Below are 16,925 nucleotides of genomic sequence, written 5' to 3' on the forward strand. Positions count from 1 at the left end.
GGCGCGACCCGCGGGGTCGGCGAGTGCCGCGCCGATCGGATGACCGGCATCGATCCACGTCACGTTCGTCGGCCCGCCGCCCCGGCCCCGCCCGCGCGCTGACATGAACGCATTTACGAAGACGTGGTCGCGCCGGACGCGTGGGATCCTCGGCCGGAGCGAAAGGACAGCCGCCGATGACAGTGCAAGAAAGGGTGGACGGGGCAACGGATTCCCCGACACCTCCGGGCATCAGACTCCCCTCCCTGACGGCGATGCGGACCGTGGCCGCGACCCTGGTGTTCATCCACCACGCGATGTTCCAGCCGCTCTTCTCCGACCAGGGCGTGCAGAACGCCTACAACGAGTTCTCCCGCAACCTGGGCCCGCTGAGCGTCATGTTCTTCTTCGTGCTGAGCGGCTTCATCCTCACCTGGTCGGGCAAGCCGCGCGACGGCCTGAAGAACTACTACCGACGCCGGTTTTTCAAGATCTTCCCGAACCACCTCGTGGTCTACGCCATTCTGCTGGTCCTGATGTTCGTGGCCGGGCGCGCCATCCTGTGGCCCGAGGCGCTGGCCAACCTGCCGCTCATGCAGGCGTGGGTGCCGAGCTTCGACTACCAGCTCCTCGCGGTGAACCCGCCGACCTGGACGTTGTCAGTGGAGCTGCTGTTCTACCTGTGCTTCCCGCTCCTGCTGATCCTGATCAACCGGATCCGGCCCAGCCGGCTGTGGCTGTACGCCGGGCTGGCCGCCCTTGCCGCCCTGCTCATGCCGGTGCTCTCGCGGCTGCTCCTGCCCGACAGCCCGGCGACCCCCATCTCCGCCTCGCTCTCCTGGCCGCAGCTGTGGTTCATCTACTACTTCCCGGTCACCCGGATGTTCGAGTTCGTGGTCGGGATGGTCATGGCCAGGATCCTGATCACGGGCCGCTGGCCGAACATCAGGCCGTCGATCATCGCGGCGGTGGTGGCGGCGGCTTACGTGGCGACCCTGCCGCTCAAGCTGTTCGAGGAGGGGTACCAGACGGCGTTCCTCATCCCGCTCGCCCTGGCGATCACCGGCACGGCCGCGGCGGACCTCGCCGGGCGCCGGACGCTGTTCAACACCCGCGTCATGGTCTTCCTGGGCGAGATCTCGTACGCCTTCTATCTGGTCCACATCACGGTGTTCTTCTCCCTTCAGGCCGCGTTCAACCACCAGTGGGGCCTGGGCGGGATGTTCACCTCGCGGCCGTTCGCCACGTTGCCCGCGTTCGCGTTCCTCATCGGCTCCTATCTGGCCTGTGTGCTCGTCGCCTGGCTCCTGTACTCCCTGGTGGAGCGTCCGGTGATGCGGCGGTGGGGCCGGCCGGGACGAACCCGACCAACGGAGGCTCCGGCCGCGGTCCACTGATCGCCTGTCTGTGGCCGCCGGGTCGTGGAGCGGGCCGGCGGGGCGGTCGGGGTCGACGAGGGTGACGCTGAGGGCGTCCGCGTCGACCCCGACCGTACGACTGTCTGGCCACGCCGGTGGGTCACTGTGCGGATCGGGCTGGCGCCTCCTGCTCGCGAGGGCGGTAGCGCAGGTGCACCACGCCGTTGCGGAACCGGCGCTCGTCGACGAGATCGAGGTCGGTACGCATCCCGGTCGGCAGTCCCGGCTTGCCCCCACCGACGGCGACGGGCAGGACGAACAGCTGGCACTCGTCGACCAGCCCGGCCTTGAAGGCCTGCATCGCGAGATTGGCGCCTCCGATGGTGAGGTCGCTGTCGGACGCGGCCTTCATCTCCTTGACCGCGCCGGGGTCGAAACGACGCTCGACAGTGGTGTCGGCGGTCGACGCCGAGGAGAGGCTCCCGGAGTAGACGACCTTGCTCGCCGCCTGCCAGGCGTTGGCGAACTCGGCGGTGAGGTCGGACTGCGCGGCCAGCGCGTCATTGGTCTCCCAGACGGCCATCGCCTCGTACTGCCGCCGTCCGTAGAGGAAGGTGCCCGCCGACCGCACGATGTCGGTGTAGCACACGAACACCTCGTCATCGACCGGAAACAGGTTGAAGTCGCCGCGTTCGTCCTCGATGTAGCCGTCGAGCGACACGTTCGTCACGTAGATCAGCTTTGCCATGCTCCACCTCTCGATGATCGGTTGCCACCACCCGGACCTCCGGCGGCGCGGCGTCCACCTGGTGCACGTCTGGTGCGAACCCTCGTGGTGGGTGCGCCGACGCTCGGGGATCCACTCGGGACCTCCGGCCGCGCCCCTCCGCCGGCCCCATTGATGAGGCGCGGTGGGCGTGCCGGAGTTGCCCTCCCATATTTACTACTTGGGCGGGATGAGTGTATGCAGAAGCTTGGACTCTTTGTCAGATTTCGGGCGGTGTGTCAACCCGACCTGACTCGCGCAGTGGTGAGTGGCGCGGCCGACTCGCCGCCGCGCCGGGCGGTCGCGATGGGGTCGAGTCGGGCTCGCGACAAAGGGGAGAAGCGTCGGATGGGTGGGAATCCCGCCACTCTTCTTTGTCTTCTTCCAGGTCAGCGGCTTGCTCGGGGAGGCCGCCGCGCAATAGGCGGGAGGCGAACCGGAGAGCGTTTCATCTGTTGGGGAGAGCAATCTGGAAGTTGTGCCGGAGGTTCCGTGCCTAAAAGGTAGTAAGGTCTGGTTCCAATAGGTAGCATCCGCTGGCGGACGGCGAGAGATGGTGGTACTGCATGCCGAGGTTTAACCCGATCAAGGAGCTTCGCTCCCTTGTTCCCGAGGATGGGCCGAAGCGGGTTTACGCGCTGGGCACCTTTATCAACATGTTCGGGTTCGGGCTGCTGGTCGTCAGTATGAGCCTGTATTTCACCCGAATCGTGGGGCTGCCCGCCACGCAGGTGGGTCTCGCTCTCACCATCGGCGTCGCCATCAGCCTGGTCAGCGGTGTCCCAGTCGGCAACCTGGCCGACCGGTGGAGTCCGGTGAAGACCGTCAAGGTCATGCTGGTGATCCAGGCCCTGACGGCTACCACATTCATCTTCATCGACAATTTCACCCAACTTGTCATCGCCACCACCCTCGACATGCTGGCGATGAAGGCGTCCGTGGCGGCGTCCGAATCGCTGCTGCGTCGGGTGGCCGGCGACGAGGCGGTCGGCTTCCGCGCCCAGGTGCACGCGATCCAGTTCGTCGCCATGGGCCTGGGCACCGCCGGGTGTGCCGTCGTGATCCAGATCGGTACGCCGACCGCGTACCACCTGATGATCGCCCTCGACGCGCTCAGCTTCCTGGGCGCCTTGCTGGTCTTCATGCGGCTGCCGGACTACGAGCCGTTGCCGAAGCCGGAAACCGCGTCCCGCTGGGGTGTGCTGTCCGACCGGCCCTTCGTCGCGTGGACGGCGATCGCCGGCGCCATGAACCTCCAGCTCTTCATGATCAACATGCTGCTGCCGTTGTGGGTGGTCGATGCCACGAACGCTCCGACCTGGACGGTTGCGGTCTTCTACATCATCAACAACACGCTGATCGTCTTGTTCATGGTCCGCGTCGGCAACAAGGTGAAGACGGTCCGGCAGGGTGGCGTTGCGATCCGGCGCGCCGGAGCGCTCCTCCTGTTCAGCTGCGCCGGGATGGGCTTCGCGAGCGGGCTTCCCGGCTGGGCCGCGGTGCTCCTGCTGGTCGCGGCCGTCCTCGTGCACACCTACGGCGAGCTGTGGTACATGGCGGGCTCCTTCGCCCTGAACTTCGGCCTGCCGCCGGCGCACGCACAGGGGCAGTACATGGGCTTCCTCGGGATCGGCTCCGGCATCGGCGAGGCGTTCGCCCCGCTGCTGTTCCTCAGCTTCATCCTGACCCTCGGCCGGCCTGGTCTGGTCGGCATCGGCGTGTTCTTCGCCCTGGTGGGCCTGTTGGCGCCCGCCGTGGCGCGGTGGGGGGAGCGGACCAGGCCCGAGGAGGACAAGCCGTCGGAGGAGAAGGCGGCCTCGCCGGCTGCTCCGGAGGTAGCGCCGGCCGTAGCCGACTGAGGTGATCTGATCCGGCCAGAAGTGCACAATCCGGCGACCTGATCACGGTCCCTGGAGAAGAGGTGGCGGTTCGACCCGGGAGTCCCGTGCGGGACTCCCGGGTCGTCCGCGAGACAGACCAGCCGATCGCCGAGGTGGCGGCTGACCGAACCCAACCGCGCAAGCCCGGAGACCGTGCGGGCGAGGGCCCGGCTCCGCTGACCTTCGCGGGCCGCCGCGTCGCCGGTGCGGCGTGGTGGACACTCCCGAGCACGCCGCGCCGGCAAGCCGGGCGGCCACGCGTTGTCTTGTGCGCGATGAGGGCGGCCCAGTGTGCGGGGCTGCGCCCCGGGGCATCACAATGGTGGACGAGGTTTGCGGGTGCGCGCCCCTCGGCCGGGCGTTCCTGACTCGAATCAGCGCAGCATACCCGGCGACGCGGGCGCGGATTACTTCTCCGCTGCCGACAGGAATCTTTCCGGTGGCCGGCGCTTCGGGGGAGCACTCTGCAACACAGAAGATGCGCTTACCCGAAAGTTCGCGAAGAATCGGCGGTGTGGCCGTCATTTCCGACGTCTGACCGCGCGGCCGGCTCCCCACTGGTGCGAGAGAGCCGGTTCCTGCCGTCTCGCCTGCCGATCCGAGGAGCGCCCGTTCGAGCGTCAAACGCCGCCCAGCATGCAGTTTCCTCACGCCCTGATGCTCAGTCGACGATCGCCTGTTCGGAGGAACGAAATGGCGGATCAAGAGAAGATGCATGAACCGCGGAAAACGCGGCCGATGACCGGCGCCGAATACATCGAATCGCTGCGTGACGACCGCTGTCTGTATCTTTACGGTGAGCGCGTGAAGGACATGACCAGTCATCCTGCGTTCTACAACCCGGTACGGATGACCGCGCGGCTCTACGACGCGTTGCACGACCCGCGCAAGCGTGACGTGCTCACCTCGCCCACCGACACGGGCAGCGACGGCTTCACCCACAAGTTCTTCACCACACCCCGCTCGGCGGAGGACCTGGTCGAGCACCAGCAGGCCATCGCCGCCTGGGCCCGGATGAGCTACGGCTGGATGGGGCGCAGCCCCGACTACAAGGCGGCCTTCCTGGGCACGCTCGGTGCGAACGCCGACTTCTACAAACCGTTCGAGGAGAACGCGCGGCGGTGGTACGCGGAGTCCCAGGAGAAGGTCCTCTACTGGAACCACGCGATCGCGCATCCACCGGTCGACCGGAACCGCTCCCCGGACGAGGTCGGTGACGTCTTCGTGCACGTGGAGAAGGAGACCGACGCCGGGCTCGTCGTGAGTGGCGCCAAGGTGGTCGCCACCGGCTCGGCGCTGACGCACTACAACTTCATCGCGCACTACGGCCTGCCGATCAAGGACAAGAAGTTCGCGCTCGTGGCGACCGTTCCGATGGGGGCGCCCGGGCTGAAGCTGATCTGCCGTCCGTCCTACACGGCCAGCGCGGCACTGATGGGTAGCCCGTTCGACTACCCGCTCTCCTCCCGGCTGGACGAGAACGACACCATTCTCGTGATGGACAAGGTGCTCATCCCGTGGGAGAACGTGTTCATCTACGGCCATCTGGGAAAGGTCCAACTGTTCCCCAGCCGGTCGGGCTTCTCCGAGCGGTTCACGTTCCAGGGCTGCACCCGCCTGGCGGTGAAACTCGAGTTCATCGCCGGCCTGCTCGCGCGGGCGGTGGAACTCACCGGCGCCAAGGACTTCCGTGGCGTGCAGACCCGGATCGGTGAGGTGCTGGCCTGGCGCAACCTGTTCTGGGCGTTCTCGGACGCGGCGGCCCGCAACCCGGTGCCCTGGCACAACGGCGCGGTCCTGCCCAACCCGCGGTACGGGATGGCATACCGGTGGTTCATGCAGATCGGCTACCCGAGGATCAAGGAGATCATCCAGCAGGACGTCGCCAGCGGGTTGATCTACATCAACTCCAGCGCCGAGGACTTCAAGAACCCGGAGATCCGGCCGTACCTGGACCAGTATCTCCGCGGCTCCGACGGCAGCGACGCGGTCGAGCGCATGAAGGTCATGAAGCTGTTGTGGGACGCCGTCGGCACCGAGTTCGGCGGGCGGCACGAACTCTACGAGCGCAACTACGCGGGCAATCACGAGAACACCCGGGTCGAGATGCTCTCGGCGCAGCTCGCGAGCGGCGAGATCGACGACTACAAGGCCTTCGCGCAGGAGTGCCTCTCCGAGTACGACCTGGACGGTTGGACGGTGCCCGACCTGTCGTCGTTCGACGATCTCCACGAGGTGCGGGACCGGACGCTCAACGGGTGAGCGCGGCCGTGGCACCCCGGCGCGCGGGGAAAGCATCCGGGTATGTCGATAGAAAGGGTCTGAACATGCGATTTGGTGTGCACTTGCCGCAGGGCTACAGTCTCGACCTCGTCAACATACCGGTGGCCGAGCAGTGGTCCACGATTCGTGACATCGCCCAGGCCGCCGACGCCGGGCCGTACGATTCGATCTGGGTCAGCGACCACTTTCTCACCATAACGGCGCCGAGCAACGAGTCGGCGTTCGAAGCGTGGTCGATGATGGCGGCGTTCGCGGTCTGCACCTCCCGGGTGCGGCTCGGGCAGTTGTGCACGTGCATAGGTTTCCGGAATCCGGCGTACCTGGCCAAGATGGCGGCCTGCGTCGACGTGATGAGCGGCGGCCGGTTGGACGTCGGCCTCGGCGCGGGCTGGTTCGAGGACGAATGGCGTGGCTACGGCTACGGTTTCCCCAGCGTCGCCGATCGGCTCGGCATGCTCGACGAGGGCGCGCAGATCATGCGGCAGTTGTGGACGACCGGCACGGCCACGCTGGCGGGACGCCACTACCAGCTCGATGGTGCGGTCAGCAATCCGCTTCCGCTACAGGCCGGTGGGATCCCGTTGTGGATCGGTGGCGCCGGCGAGAAGAAGACGCTGCGGACCGCGGCGAAGTACGCGCAGTACACGAACTTCGGGCCGTTGAGCCTGGACGAGTTCGCGCACAAGTCCCGGGTCCTGGCCCAGCACTGCAAGGACGTGGGCACCGACTTCGACGCGATCACCCGCTCGGCCTACTACCTCGTGACCATCGGCGAGACCGAGAAGGACGTCGCCGACAGCATGGCGCGGAGGAGGTCCCACTACGAGCCGCTGATGCCGCCCGAGGCGCTCGAATCCTGGCTCGGCGAGTTCCGCCGTGGCCTGGTCGGGACGCCCGAGCAGATCGTCGAGCGGTTGCGCGAGGCGGCCGACGCCGGGGTCGGCTACGTGATCGCCTACTTCGCGGACGCCGCCTACGACCGGACGAGCATGGACCTGTTCGCCGGCAAGGTGATACCGGAGTTGATCGGTTAGGCGTCGTCCCCACGGCAGGTGGTCGGCCGCCGGCGGAGCCCTTCGGGGTCCGCCGGCGGCACCGTCAGGTTCGGCGGCGCGGGAGGCGGGGGCGGCCCGGCCGGTCGCACCGGGGGCCGTGCACCAGGTCGTGCCGTTCGCCACCCCCGTGCAGGCCACGAGGTCTCCGGTGGCGGGGTTCATCTTCGTCGATGACCCCGCCGCCGGAGACCTCGTCGTCGAGCGGCCACCGGCACGTGGCGCCCGACCTCGGGACGTCGGTCAGCCCGCGGTCTCCACTTCGAGCTGCTTCGGCCCGTTGTCGATGATGTCGGCGAAGTGCTTGCCGAGCTCGTTGGCGAGGCTGCCCTCGTAGAGGTCGGTCCGCACCACCAGGTGCATCTCCAGGCCGTCGGGGACGGGCAGGACCTCGAGCACGAAGTCGTGCACGGACGCCGTCCAGTCGTCGTTCCGGGAGTCCATCACGCCGGGAACGCTGCCGAGGCTGAGCGTCGGCACGGAGTTGTAGACCACGGCCGGCTTGCCGATGAACATGGCCTCCAGTCCGCCGAACGCGCCCAGGATGCTGGCCATCTGCTTCATGTCCAGCAGGACGTCGCGCGCGGCCATGCCCTGGAGGTACGAGTCACGGATGCGGGCGAGGAGGTGCGGGCCCGACCGGAACGGCCCGTTCGGCCGCAGCAGGATGTTGCCGACCCGGGTGGTGATCGTCGCGTCGATCATCGCGCCGGCCTTGTTCCCGATCGACACCATCAGGCCGAGGTCGTGCGGGGCGCCCGCCCGGATGAGGGACTGGACGTACACCGCCACCATCCCCACCGACGGCGGCATGCCGTTGGCGCTGGCGTAGTCGTCCCACGCCCGCAGCCGCGTCTTCGAGACGGTGAAGGAGAAGTCGGCCGCGGGTCCGCTCGGCTCCGTCGGCCCGTCCTTGCGCCCGGGAAGGCGACAGGGCGGGAGGTCGCGGAGTTCGTTGAGCCAGTACCGGCGCTGGGCCTCGGCGTCCTGCGTCCTGAGCTGGTGACGGTAGTCCGCGGCCATCTCGGCGAGCGTCGCGGTTCTGCCGGACCACTGCGGCGCCCTCCCGGCCGCGCGGGCGGAGTAGGCCGCCGACAGCTCCGCCGTCATGATCTCCAGCGAACGGCCGTCGAACGCGGCGTGGTGTGCGGCCACCCCGAACAGGGTGCGACTGCTCTGCCTGCTGTGCACGATCACGCACCGCCAGACCTCGCCCTGGTCGATGTGCAGCGGGTGCTCCAGCGCCTCCCAGAGCGCGTCGCCCGCCGCGCCGTCGTCGTCCTGCTCCGGTAGCCGCTGGAACCGTGCCTGGCCCGGATCGGCCGGCACCTCGGCGAGGCCGAGATCCGGCTCGTAGAGGTACTTGGCGTGCAGGGCCTGGTGTCGGCGGTGCACGTCGGTGGCGGCGGCGGCGAGCGCCACATCGTCGACCTGGCCGTCGAACCACCAGGCGAACCGCGGCACGATGTCCATCGGGACGGTGTGCGCCTGCATGGGGGTGATCGCCACGAGCTCGGCGTTGCGCTCGGCCGGTGGCGCGACCGAGGTGCGGGGCGCGCCGTTCCCGCTGTCGTGGGCGTCGATCCACGTCGCGAGCTGCGCGACGGTCGGGGTCCGGAAGAGCTGGGTGAACCGGACCCGGATCCCGGTCGCCTGTTCCAACCGGGCGCACGCGACGGTCACCGCTACGGAGTCAAGGCCCAGATCGAAGAAGGACGCCATGCGCGGCAGGCTGGAAATGCCGAGCATCTCGCCGAATATCCGCGCGATGGTGCTCTCTGTCTCGCCGCGCGGGTGCTCGTCCGTTGAGAGTGCCCCGTTGGGGTCGCTTCGCAGGTCTTCTCGCTGCGTCATGCCCGCTCCTTAGAGGGTGGATTAGCGTTCAACGAACTGGTGGTCAAGCCGGCGCCGGGTGGTGGGTGTCGGGGCGCGACGGCTGGTCGGCGTCACCCGGTCATTGATGCTCGGTGTCACAGCCGCCCGACTCCTTCGCATTCAGCCTTAATTGGGCGTCGGGGCACACGTCAGAAGCCACCTGTGCATGTCACTGTCGCAGGCCGGCCCTTCGCGATACACCTCCAAAAGAGCTAGCTGAATCGCCACACAGAGCAATTTTGAAGTAGACCCCCGTGTGACCTCGCTGTTCTCATATACCCCGTCACTGTGACGATGGGGGGAACAAAAAATGGCGGATTTAAGTCGCCGTGGGCTGCTAGCAGGTGCGGTTGCCGGGGGGATCACCGTTGGGCTGACCGGGAACAGCGCGAGTGCGGCGCCGCCGGCTATCCACGCAGGATCGTCAGCGAGTGCGCAGTGCGCGTCGCCCGGCGCGGTGGTGGTCGGGACCAACGACCCGCGTTATCCGAGCCTCATCACGCCGTGGAACAGGCGTTTCGAGGGCAGCCCGCAGAATGTGCACCTGGTCTACAACGCGAAGCAGGTCGCCGAGGTCGTCGGTGCTGCCGTCGCCGCGAACAAGCGTTTTGCGGTTCGCAGCGGCGGCCACTCCTTCGAGAACCTCACCTCCTCTCCTGACATTCAGGAACTGATCGACCTCTCGCAGATGTCGGATATCTACTACGACCCCAAGCGGCGGGCGTTCGCCATCGAGAGCGGCGCGACACTCGGCAAGGTGTACGACACCCTGGTCAAGGGGTGGGCCGTCACCATTCCGGGCGGAATCTGCCCCGGCGTGGGCGTCGGCGGCCACATCGCCGGCGGCGGCTACGGCTTCCTGTCGCGCCGGTACGGTCTCGCGGCCGACTACCTGTACGCCGTGGAGGTCGTGACCGTCGACAAGTCGGGCAAGCCCCGGATCGTCGTCGCGACGCGTGACGAGGGAGACCCCAACCGGGACCTGTGGTGGGCGCACACCGGTGGCGGAGGCGGCAACTTCGGCGTCGTGACGCGCTACTGGATGCGACGTCCGGGCACCGACTCCACCGATCCCGCCGACCTGCTGCCCCGGGCGCCCGCGACCATGATCCGGCGAGCGGTCGTGATGTCCTGGGACCAGTTGGACCGCACCTCGTTCCTGAAGTTCTTCCGGAACTACACCAACTGGTACGAGCAGAACAGCGCGCCCGACTCGCCGAACGCGAATCTGTGGGGTGGGTTCTTCACCTTCCACAAGTCGGCCGGGCCGGTCGGTTTCATCGTGGGTGTCGACAGCGGGGTGCCGAATGCCCAGGCCCTCGTCGACGCACACGTCGAGGCGGTCATGTCCGGGGTGGGCGTGCAGCCCGCGTCGGACACCACCGAGTTCGCGCCGTACCTGGACGACCGGAACTGGCAGAGCGAGCCGGACTCGCGTTCCAAGGACAAGGCTGCCAACCTGCGCAAGGGATTCTCGGACAGCCAGCTCGCGACCATCTACCGTCGGCTGACCGACCCGGAGCCCACGAACGCGGGCGCCGCGCTCACCATGTCCGGATACGGCGGCAGAATCAACGCGGTGGCCTCGGACGCGACCGCGACGGCGGACCGCGACTGCGTCCTGCGGGTGTACTTCACCGGTGGCCGGTGGACCTCGCCCGCCGACGACGCGAAGAACATCAAGTGGATTCGTGAGTTCTACCGGGACGTCTTCTCGGAGACGGGCGGGGTGCCGGTGCCGAACGCGATCAATGGCGGCAGCTACATCAACTACATCGACGCCGATCTCGCCGACCCGGCCTGGAACACGTCCGGGACGTCGTGGGCGGAGCTCTACTACAAGTCCAACTACCCGCGTCTGCAGCAGATCAAGAAGCGGTACGACCCGCGGAACGTGTTCCACCACGCTCTGTCGATCGTGCCGAGGTGACCGTTCGGTACCGGAAAGAGGAACGGGTCGCCTACATCACCCTGGACCGGCCGCATGTGTTGAACGCCATGGACCTGCGTACGCATGAGGAACTCGCCGAGATCTGGGACGATTTCGAAGCCGATGACGACATCTGGGTCGGCGTGCTCACCGGAGCGGGTGAGCGCGCCTTCTCGGTCGGCCAGGACCTCAAGGAACTGGTGGCCCTGACCGAGCAGGGCCGGGCCACGCCGTCCACCTTCGGCAGCCGGGGGAAGCCGGGCTGGCCCCGGCTGACCGAGCGGTTCGGCCTCGCCAAACCGCTGATCGCCCGGGTCGACGGGTACGCCCTCGGCGGTGGTTGCGAGCTGGCCCTGGCCTGTGACGTCATCATCGCCTCGGACCGGTCGGTCTTCGGGCTCACCGAGGCCAGGTTCGGTCTGATCCCCGGGGCGGGCGGAGTCTTCCGGCTGACCCGGCAGGTGCCCTACCGGGTCGCGGTCGGACACCTGATCACCGGCCGCCGGTTCGACGCCGCCCGCGCCTACGAGCTCGGACTGGTCAACGAGGTGGTGCCGGCCGCCGAACTCGACGCGAGCGTGGCGAGCTGGGTCGAGGACATCCTGCGCTGTGCCCCCCTGTCGGTGCGTGCGATCAAGGAGGCCGCGGCCACCGCCGCGACCCGGAGCCTCGCCGACGCCTTCGCCACCCGCTACGCCTGGGAGGAGCAGCGCATGCACAGTGCCGACGCGACCGAGGGTCCGCTCGCCTTCACCCAGCGGCGGGACCCGGTCTGGCGGGGACGCTGAGCGTTCGGGCTTGACGCCCGCCCGGTCACCACGGCCGGGGTGCCCGGTCCGCGATCTTCGTCCCGTCCAGGATCCTGGACGGGACGAAGATCGTTCCGGTTCACGCCGCGGCCGGCGCCCTCCCGGCTTCCGCCGCGCTCCCGGCCGGCTGAGGTCCACGCGGCGCACCGGCGCCGGCGATACCGCCGGCGCCGGTGGCGCGGAGCGCCTCGACGGCGCGTCGTACGGGTCCCGGCTCAGTCCTCGGCGGTTCCGGACCCCGCCCGGATCATGTCCATGACCGTCGAGTCCATCAGCGTGCTGACGTCGCCCAACGTGCGATTCTCGGCGACGTCCTTCAGCAGGCGTCGCATGATCTTGCCGGAACGGGTCTTGGGCAGCTCGCCCACGAAGATGATCGAACGGGGTTTCGCGATCGGGCTGAGCGTCTTGGCGACATGGTTGCGCAGGTCGGCCTTGAGCTGGTCACCACTCTCGCCGGCGGTCTCCACGGTGCTGCGGGCGATGACGAAGGCGGCGATGGCCTGGCCGGTGGTGGGATCGGCCGCGCCCACCACGGCCGCCTCGGCGACCGCCGGGTGCGACACCAGCGCGGATTCGACCTCGGTGGTGGAGATGTTGTGGCCGGAGATGACCATGATGTCGTCGACCCGGCCGAGCAGCCACAAGGCGCCGTCCTCGTCGCGCTTCGCGCCGTCACCGGCGAAGTAGACCCATTCGTCACCGGCGTTGGCGCCGGCGCCGAACTGGGACCAGTAGGTGTCGACGAAGCGTTTGTCGTCGCCCCAGATGGTCCTCAGCATCGCCGGCCACGGCTTGCGGAGCACCAGGAAGCCGCCCCCGCCGTTCGGCACCGACTCGGCGTCGTCGTTGACCACGTCGGCGGAGATGCCCGGCAGCGGGCCCATCGCCGAGCCGGGCTTCGTGGCGGTCACGCCGGGCAGCGGCGAAATCATCATCCCGCCGGTCTCGGTCTGCCACCAGGTGTCCACGACGGGGGTCCGGTCGTGCCCGATGTGCTCGCGGTACCACATCCATGCCTCGGGGTTGATCGGCTCGCCGACGCTGCCGAGGATGCGCAGCGACGACAGGTCGTACTTGGCCGGGATGTCGCTGCCCCACTTCATCATGGTGCGGATCAGGGTGGGCGCGGTGTAGAGGACGCTGACCTTGTACCTGTCGACGATCTCCCAGAACCGGCCCGGGTGCGGGGTGTCCGGGGTGCCCTCGTACATGACCTCGGTGGCGCCGTTCGACAGTGGACCGTAGACCATGTGCGAGTGTCCGGTGATCCAGCCGATGTCGGCGGCGCACCAGTGCACGTCGGTGTCGGCCTTGAGGTCGAAGACGGCCCAGTGGGTGTACGAGACCTGGGTCAGGTATCCACCGCTGGTGTGCAGGATGCCCTTCGGCTTACCCGTGGTGCCCGAGGTGTAGAGGATGAAGAGCGGGTGCTCGGAGTCGAACGCCTGCGGCTCGTGCCTGTCGTCGGCCTGCTCGACCGTCTCGTGCCACCACAGGTCCCGCTCGCCCCAGGTGACGTCCTCCCCGGTCCGGCGGACGACGAGCACGTGCTCGACGCTGGCGCACCGGGCGACGGCGTCGTCGACGATGGGCTTGAGCGCCGACGGTTCCCCGCGCCGGTAACCACCGTCCGCGGTGATGACGACCTTCGCGCCCGCGTCCTCGATCCGGGTGGCCAGCGCGTCCACCGAGTAGCCCCCGAAGACGACGCTGTGGGGGGCGCCGACGCGGGCGCAGGCCAGCATCGCGACCACGGCCTCCGGGATCATCGGCAGGTAGATCGCCACTCGGTCGCCGGCCGTCACACCGAGTTCGGTCAGCGTGTTCGCCGCCTGGCTGACGCTCTTGAGCAGGTCCGCGTAGGTGATCGTGCGGGTGTCGCCGGGCTCGCCCACCCAGTGGATGGCGACCTTGTCGCCCCGGCCCGCCTCGACGTGGCGGTCCACGCAGTTGTAGGCGATGTTGAGCGCACCGCCGACGAACCACTTGGCGAACGGCGGATTGCTCCAGTCGAGGACCTGCTCCCATTCCCGCGCCCAGGTGAGCCGCTCCGCCTGCCGGGCCCAGAACGCCGGCGGGTCGGCGGCGGCGTCGTCGTAGGTGTCCGCCGTGACGTTGGCTCGGGCGGCCAGGTCAGGTGGTGGGGCGAAGGTTCGCGTCTCGGTGGAGAGATTCTCCAGCGGCGTGGTCATGGTGGCAGCTCCTCTCGGGGCGTCGGCGCGCCACCCCAGTCCAGCCGCAACACTGCCGGTGGTCATCTTCTACCGTGCGGGGACGCCCGGGATGGTCCAGCGGGGCCGTCGCGGGCCGGCTTCCGCTGGACCAGGACGCGGTCACTCGGGCTTGCGGCCCCAGGCCTGCACGTACAGGTGAGAGATCACGCTGGTGCCGGGATCGGCGAGGTGACTGCTCAACGCCGTGTGCAGCTCGTCGAACTCCTCCCGGGTGATGAGCTCACTCGCGATGAGCCGGTCCCGCAGGTTCTCGGCGAAGTCGGCGAGGACCATCCGCCGCTCGTGTCCGGGCTCGTGGTCGATGTAGACGACGGGCCGCACCTGGACGTCGACGAGGCCGGCGCCGCGGAGCAGGTTGGGCATCCGCCTGCCCACGAACAGGTTGATCTTGTTGAGGTCGGCGTACCGCTGGGAGACCTCCATGAGCCGGGTCCACGACTCGGCGGGCGGGTCGCACACCTGCCCCACCCGGTCGCCCTCGTGGAACGCGACCCAGCCGCCCGGGCGGGCGAGCCGTACCGCCTCGGTGACGATCTCCTCGGGCCGAGGCACGTTGTGCAGGATCAGTCGCTCGGTGACGAGGTCGAAGCTGTCGCCGGGGAGGCCCGTCGCACGCGCGTCGCCGTGGCGCACCTCGACGTTGTCCAGCGTGCGGTCCACCACGAACTTGCGCGCGAGCTCGACCGACTCCGCGTCGCGCTCGACGCCGATGACGGACCCGCTCGGTCCCACCCGTCGGGCCAACTCGTCGAGGCAGCCACGGGGTCCCACGCCGAGCTCCACGACGTGCTTACCGTCGAGCGGACCAACCTGGTCGAACAACCATGCCGCCTCGGACCGGAAGTCCTCCGCCTGCGCCCGCAGGCGATCGTGCTCCGCGCTCCGGTAGCCAAGAAAGTACTGGTCCTCGAGAATCATCGATGCTGACTTCCCTCGTTGGTCGAGGCCGCGGCGCGGCCGGATGGGTGTGGATCCGTTGCTCGGATGTCGACGTACCCCCGCTCGGCACGCCGGCGCGTCAGGGGTGGGCCGGAAACCATCCACTGTGGTGTCCGTGTTCCCGGGGTCCACTCAGGGCGGTGCGACGATCGGTCGCGCCCAGGTGGAGAGGCTCCCCGGCGACGTCGTCATGGTGGAAGCTCCTTTCACGGTTTCGACGTGCTATCTCAGTCCAGCCGCAACATCGCCGGCGGGCATCTCCGACCGTGCGGGAATTGTCGAGCGGCGCCGGGGGTGGCCGGGTGACGTCGCGGCCGCCGGCCGGCCGGCTCCGGTGACCGGTCGATCGGTGAAAGCGCCGTCGCCACCCTCCAGATATCTGGAAGGTGGCGACTCGTCTGCGATGCCGCCCGGCGGCTACGACGGTGGCGCGAAATCAGATGCTGACGGTGTAGTCGCGCGGGGTCCGACGCGGCGGCCCGTCGACGTACGCGTGGTAGGCCTCAAGAATCTGCTGAGCCTCCTCGCTCGCCTTGCCGAACGCGACGGCCGGGTCGGCGTCGTCGACCAGGACGGCCTGCATCGCGGAGACCAGCTTGGCGACGATCGCGGCGTGGTCGCCCATGAGGGGTCCGAGCGACGCCGGCGAGCCGTCCGTCTCCGCCGCCTGCTCACTGGCCGGTTGCAGATTGGGGTTGCGGGCGAACCAGTCCTCGGCGTCGAGTGCGTCGAGCGCCGGCTTGGTGATGGGGATGCGCCAGTGCAGCTTGGCCCACTCCGCGACGTAGCGCGGGCTGTTCAGGTACTGCATGAAGGCCAGCGCGCCGTCCTGCTTCTCCTTGCTGAGACCCGAGGCGAGGAAGAGCGAGAACCCGCCGAGGCTGTTGCCCGCGAAAGGGACCTCGTCGTTGTACGGCATGCGGCCGGCCGCGACGATGAACCCGTTCCGCTCACCGCGCTGGATCAGGTGGGTGGCGTCGACGGATGACGTGATGAGAAGCGCGATCTCCTGGTTCTCGAACGCCTTGAAGCAACCGAGGAAGTCGCCTGCCGTCCCGGTGTAGAGATAGTGGCCGTTCCGGTGGAGGCGTCGCCACCACTCGACGTAGGCCATCATCTCGTCCGAGGCGAGGTTCACCTTCTCCGGCCGCGCCGAGCGGCCGTTGTCGTGGTCGGCGATCAGACCGCCCTGCTGGGCGACGGACTGCAGGAAGAACCAGTAGCAGTTCGGCCAGGCGATGCCGTGCGAGGGCCCGTCGGGGAGTTTCGCCACCGCCTCGCACGCGGCCTCCACCTCGCGCCAGGTGCGCGGGGGCTTGGTCACGCCGGCGCGGTTGAGAATGCTCATGTTGGCGTAGAGCACCAGGGTGGACGCCGTCCGGGGCACGGAGACCAGCTCGCCGGCGTAGCGGAAGAACTCCCGCGCCGTGGGCAGCATGTCGTCGAACATGACCGGTTCGCCGAGGATCTCGGTCCGCCCCGCGATGGCCTGGTCGATGGACGTGAACAGCGGCGTGCCGTCGCTCTTGAGTGTGTCCATCATGGTCCGCGTCAGCGTGAAGTGGAATTCCGCGACATCGGGCGGATTCCCCTCCTCCACGGCTCGCGTCACGGCCTCGGGCATCGTGTAGAAGTCGTGGGGCTTGATTTCGACCAGATATTCCGGGTGCTTCTCGTTGAACTCGCGGGCAGCGGCCACCGCGATGTCCGGCTGATCCGCCATCCGGTAACTGGCGGGATCGCTCAACCACACGCTGATACCGGTCTTCGTGGCCATATGTCAACCCTCCGTCATTATCGTTGTGGGTCAATTTCTA

Annotated in this window: 11 protein-coding genes; 6 read left to right on the forward strand and 5 right to left on the reverse strand. The window is 68.3% G+C overall.

The genetic code is table 11. The annotated features are described in order from the left end of the window. The first annotated feature begins 254 nt into the window (after window positions 1-254). Window positions 255-1,376, forward strand: coding sequence for an acyltransferase family protein (locus tag ACZ6O5_RS00335; RefSeq protein WP_465973653.1), 1,122 nt, complete (start codon window positions 255-257; stop codon window positions 1,374-1,376). 121 nt (window positions 1,377-1,497) lie between these two features. On the opposite strand, the gene ACZ6O5_RS00340 is transcribed toward ACZ6O5_RS00335, so the two are convergent. Continuing rightward, window positions 1,498-2,085, reverse strand: a complete 588-nt coding sequence (locus ACZ6O5_RS00340) for a dihydrofolate reductase family protein (RefSeq protein ID WP_465973655.1) — start codon at window positions 2,083-2,085, stop codon at window positions 1,498-1,500. A gap of 584 nt (window positions 2,086-2,669) precedes the next feature. Between ACZ6O5_RS00340 and ACZ6O5_RS00345 the strand changes: the two genes are divergently transcribed. The 3 genes from ACZ6O5_RS00345 to ACZ6O5_RS00355 all read left to right on the forward strand — a co-directional run bounded on the left by ACZ6O5_RS00345 (window position 2,670) and on the right by ACZ6O5_RS00355 (window position 7,300). Beyond that, on the forward strand, window positions 2,670-3,962 hold the full coding sequence (locus ACZ6O5_RS00345) for an MFS transporter (protein WP_465973657.1): 1,293 nt from the start codon (window positions 2,670-2,672) through the stop codon (window positions 3,960-3,962). A 732-nt stretch (window positions 3,963-4,694) separates the two neighbouring features. Further along, entirely contained in the window at window positions 4,695-6,245 is a 1,551-nt protein-coding gene (locus tag ACZ6O5_RS00350) for a 4-hydroxyphenylacetate 3-hydroxylase family protein (protein WP_465973659.1), read from the forward strand. Between the two features lie 65 nt (window positions 6,246-6,310). Further along, window positions 6,311-7,300 (forward strand): LLM class F420-dependent oxidoreductase, encoded by a 990-nt coding sequence (locus tag ACZ6O5_RS00355; protein ID WP_465973661.1) that lies wholly within the window; start codon window positions 6,311-6,313, stop codon window positions 7,298-7,300. Between the two features lie 261 nt (window positions 7,301-7,561). On the opposite strand, the gene ACZ6O5_RS00360 is transcribed toward ACZ6O5_RS00355, so the two are convergent. After that, window positions 7,562-9,172 (reverse strand): condensation domain-containing protein, encoded by a 1,611-nt coding sequence (locus tag ACZ6O5_RS00360; RefSeq protein ID WP_465973663.1) that lies wholly within the window; start codon window positions 9,170-9,172, stop codon window positions 7,562-7,564. Window positions 9,173-9,503: 331 nt separating this feature from the next. Between ACZ6O5_RS00360 and ACZ6O5_RS00365 the strand changes: the two genes are divergently transcribed. Continuing rightward, the gene (locus ACZ6O5_RS00365) at window positions 9,504-11,123 is read left to right on the forward strand and encodes an FAD-binding oxidoreductase (RefSeq protein ID WP_465973665.1); all 1,620 of its coding nucleotides are present in this window, start codon (window positions 9,504-9,506) and stop codon (window positions 11,121-11,123) included. Next, window positions 11,120-11,911, forward strand: a complete 792-nt coding sequence (gene dpgD / locus ACZ6O5_RS00370; RefSeq protein WP_465973667.1) for an enoyl-CoA-hydratase DpgD — start codon at window positions 11,120-11,122, stop codon at window positions 11,909-11,911. Before ACZ6O5_RS00365 ends, dpgD begins: the two co-directional genes overlap by 4 nt. Window positions 11,912-12,147: 236 nt before the next feature. On the opposite strand, the gene acs is transcribed toward dpgD, so the two are convergent. From acs to ACZ6O5_RS00385, 3 genes are all read right to left on the reverse strand, one after another. Next, window positions 12,148-14,127 (reverse strand): acetate--CoA ligase, encoded by a 1,980-nt coding sequence (gene acs, locus ACZ6O5_RS00375; RefSeq protein ID WP_465973669.1) that lies wholly within the window; start codon window positions 14,125-14,127, stop codon window positions 12,148-12,150. A gap of 141 nt (window positions 14,128-14,268) precedes the next feature. Continuing rightward, complete coding sequence (locus tag ACZ6O5_RS00380) at window positions 14,269-15,087, reverse strand: methyltransferase domain-containing protein (RefSeq protein WP_465973671.1); 819 nt, start codon at window positions 15,085-15,087, stop codon at window positions 14,269-14,271. A 457-nt stretch (window positions 15,088-15,544) separates the two neighbouring features. After that, the gene (locus tag ACZ6O5_RS00385; RefSeq protein WP_465973673.1) at window positions 15,545-16,885 is read right to left on the reverse strand and encodes an extracellular solute-binding protein; all 1,341 of its coding nucleotides are present in this window, start codon (window positions 16,883-16,885) and stop codon (window positions 15,545-15,547) included. Window positions 16,886-16,925 lie beyond the last annotated feature (40 nt).

Source organism: Micromonospora sp. NPDC049201 (genome assembly GCF_055586805.1).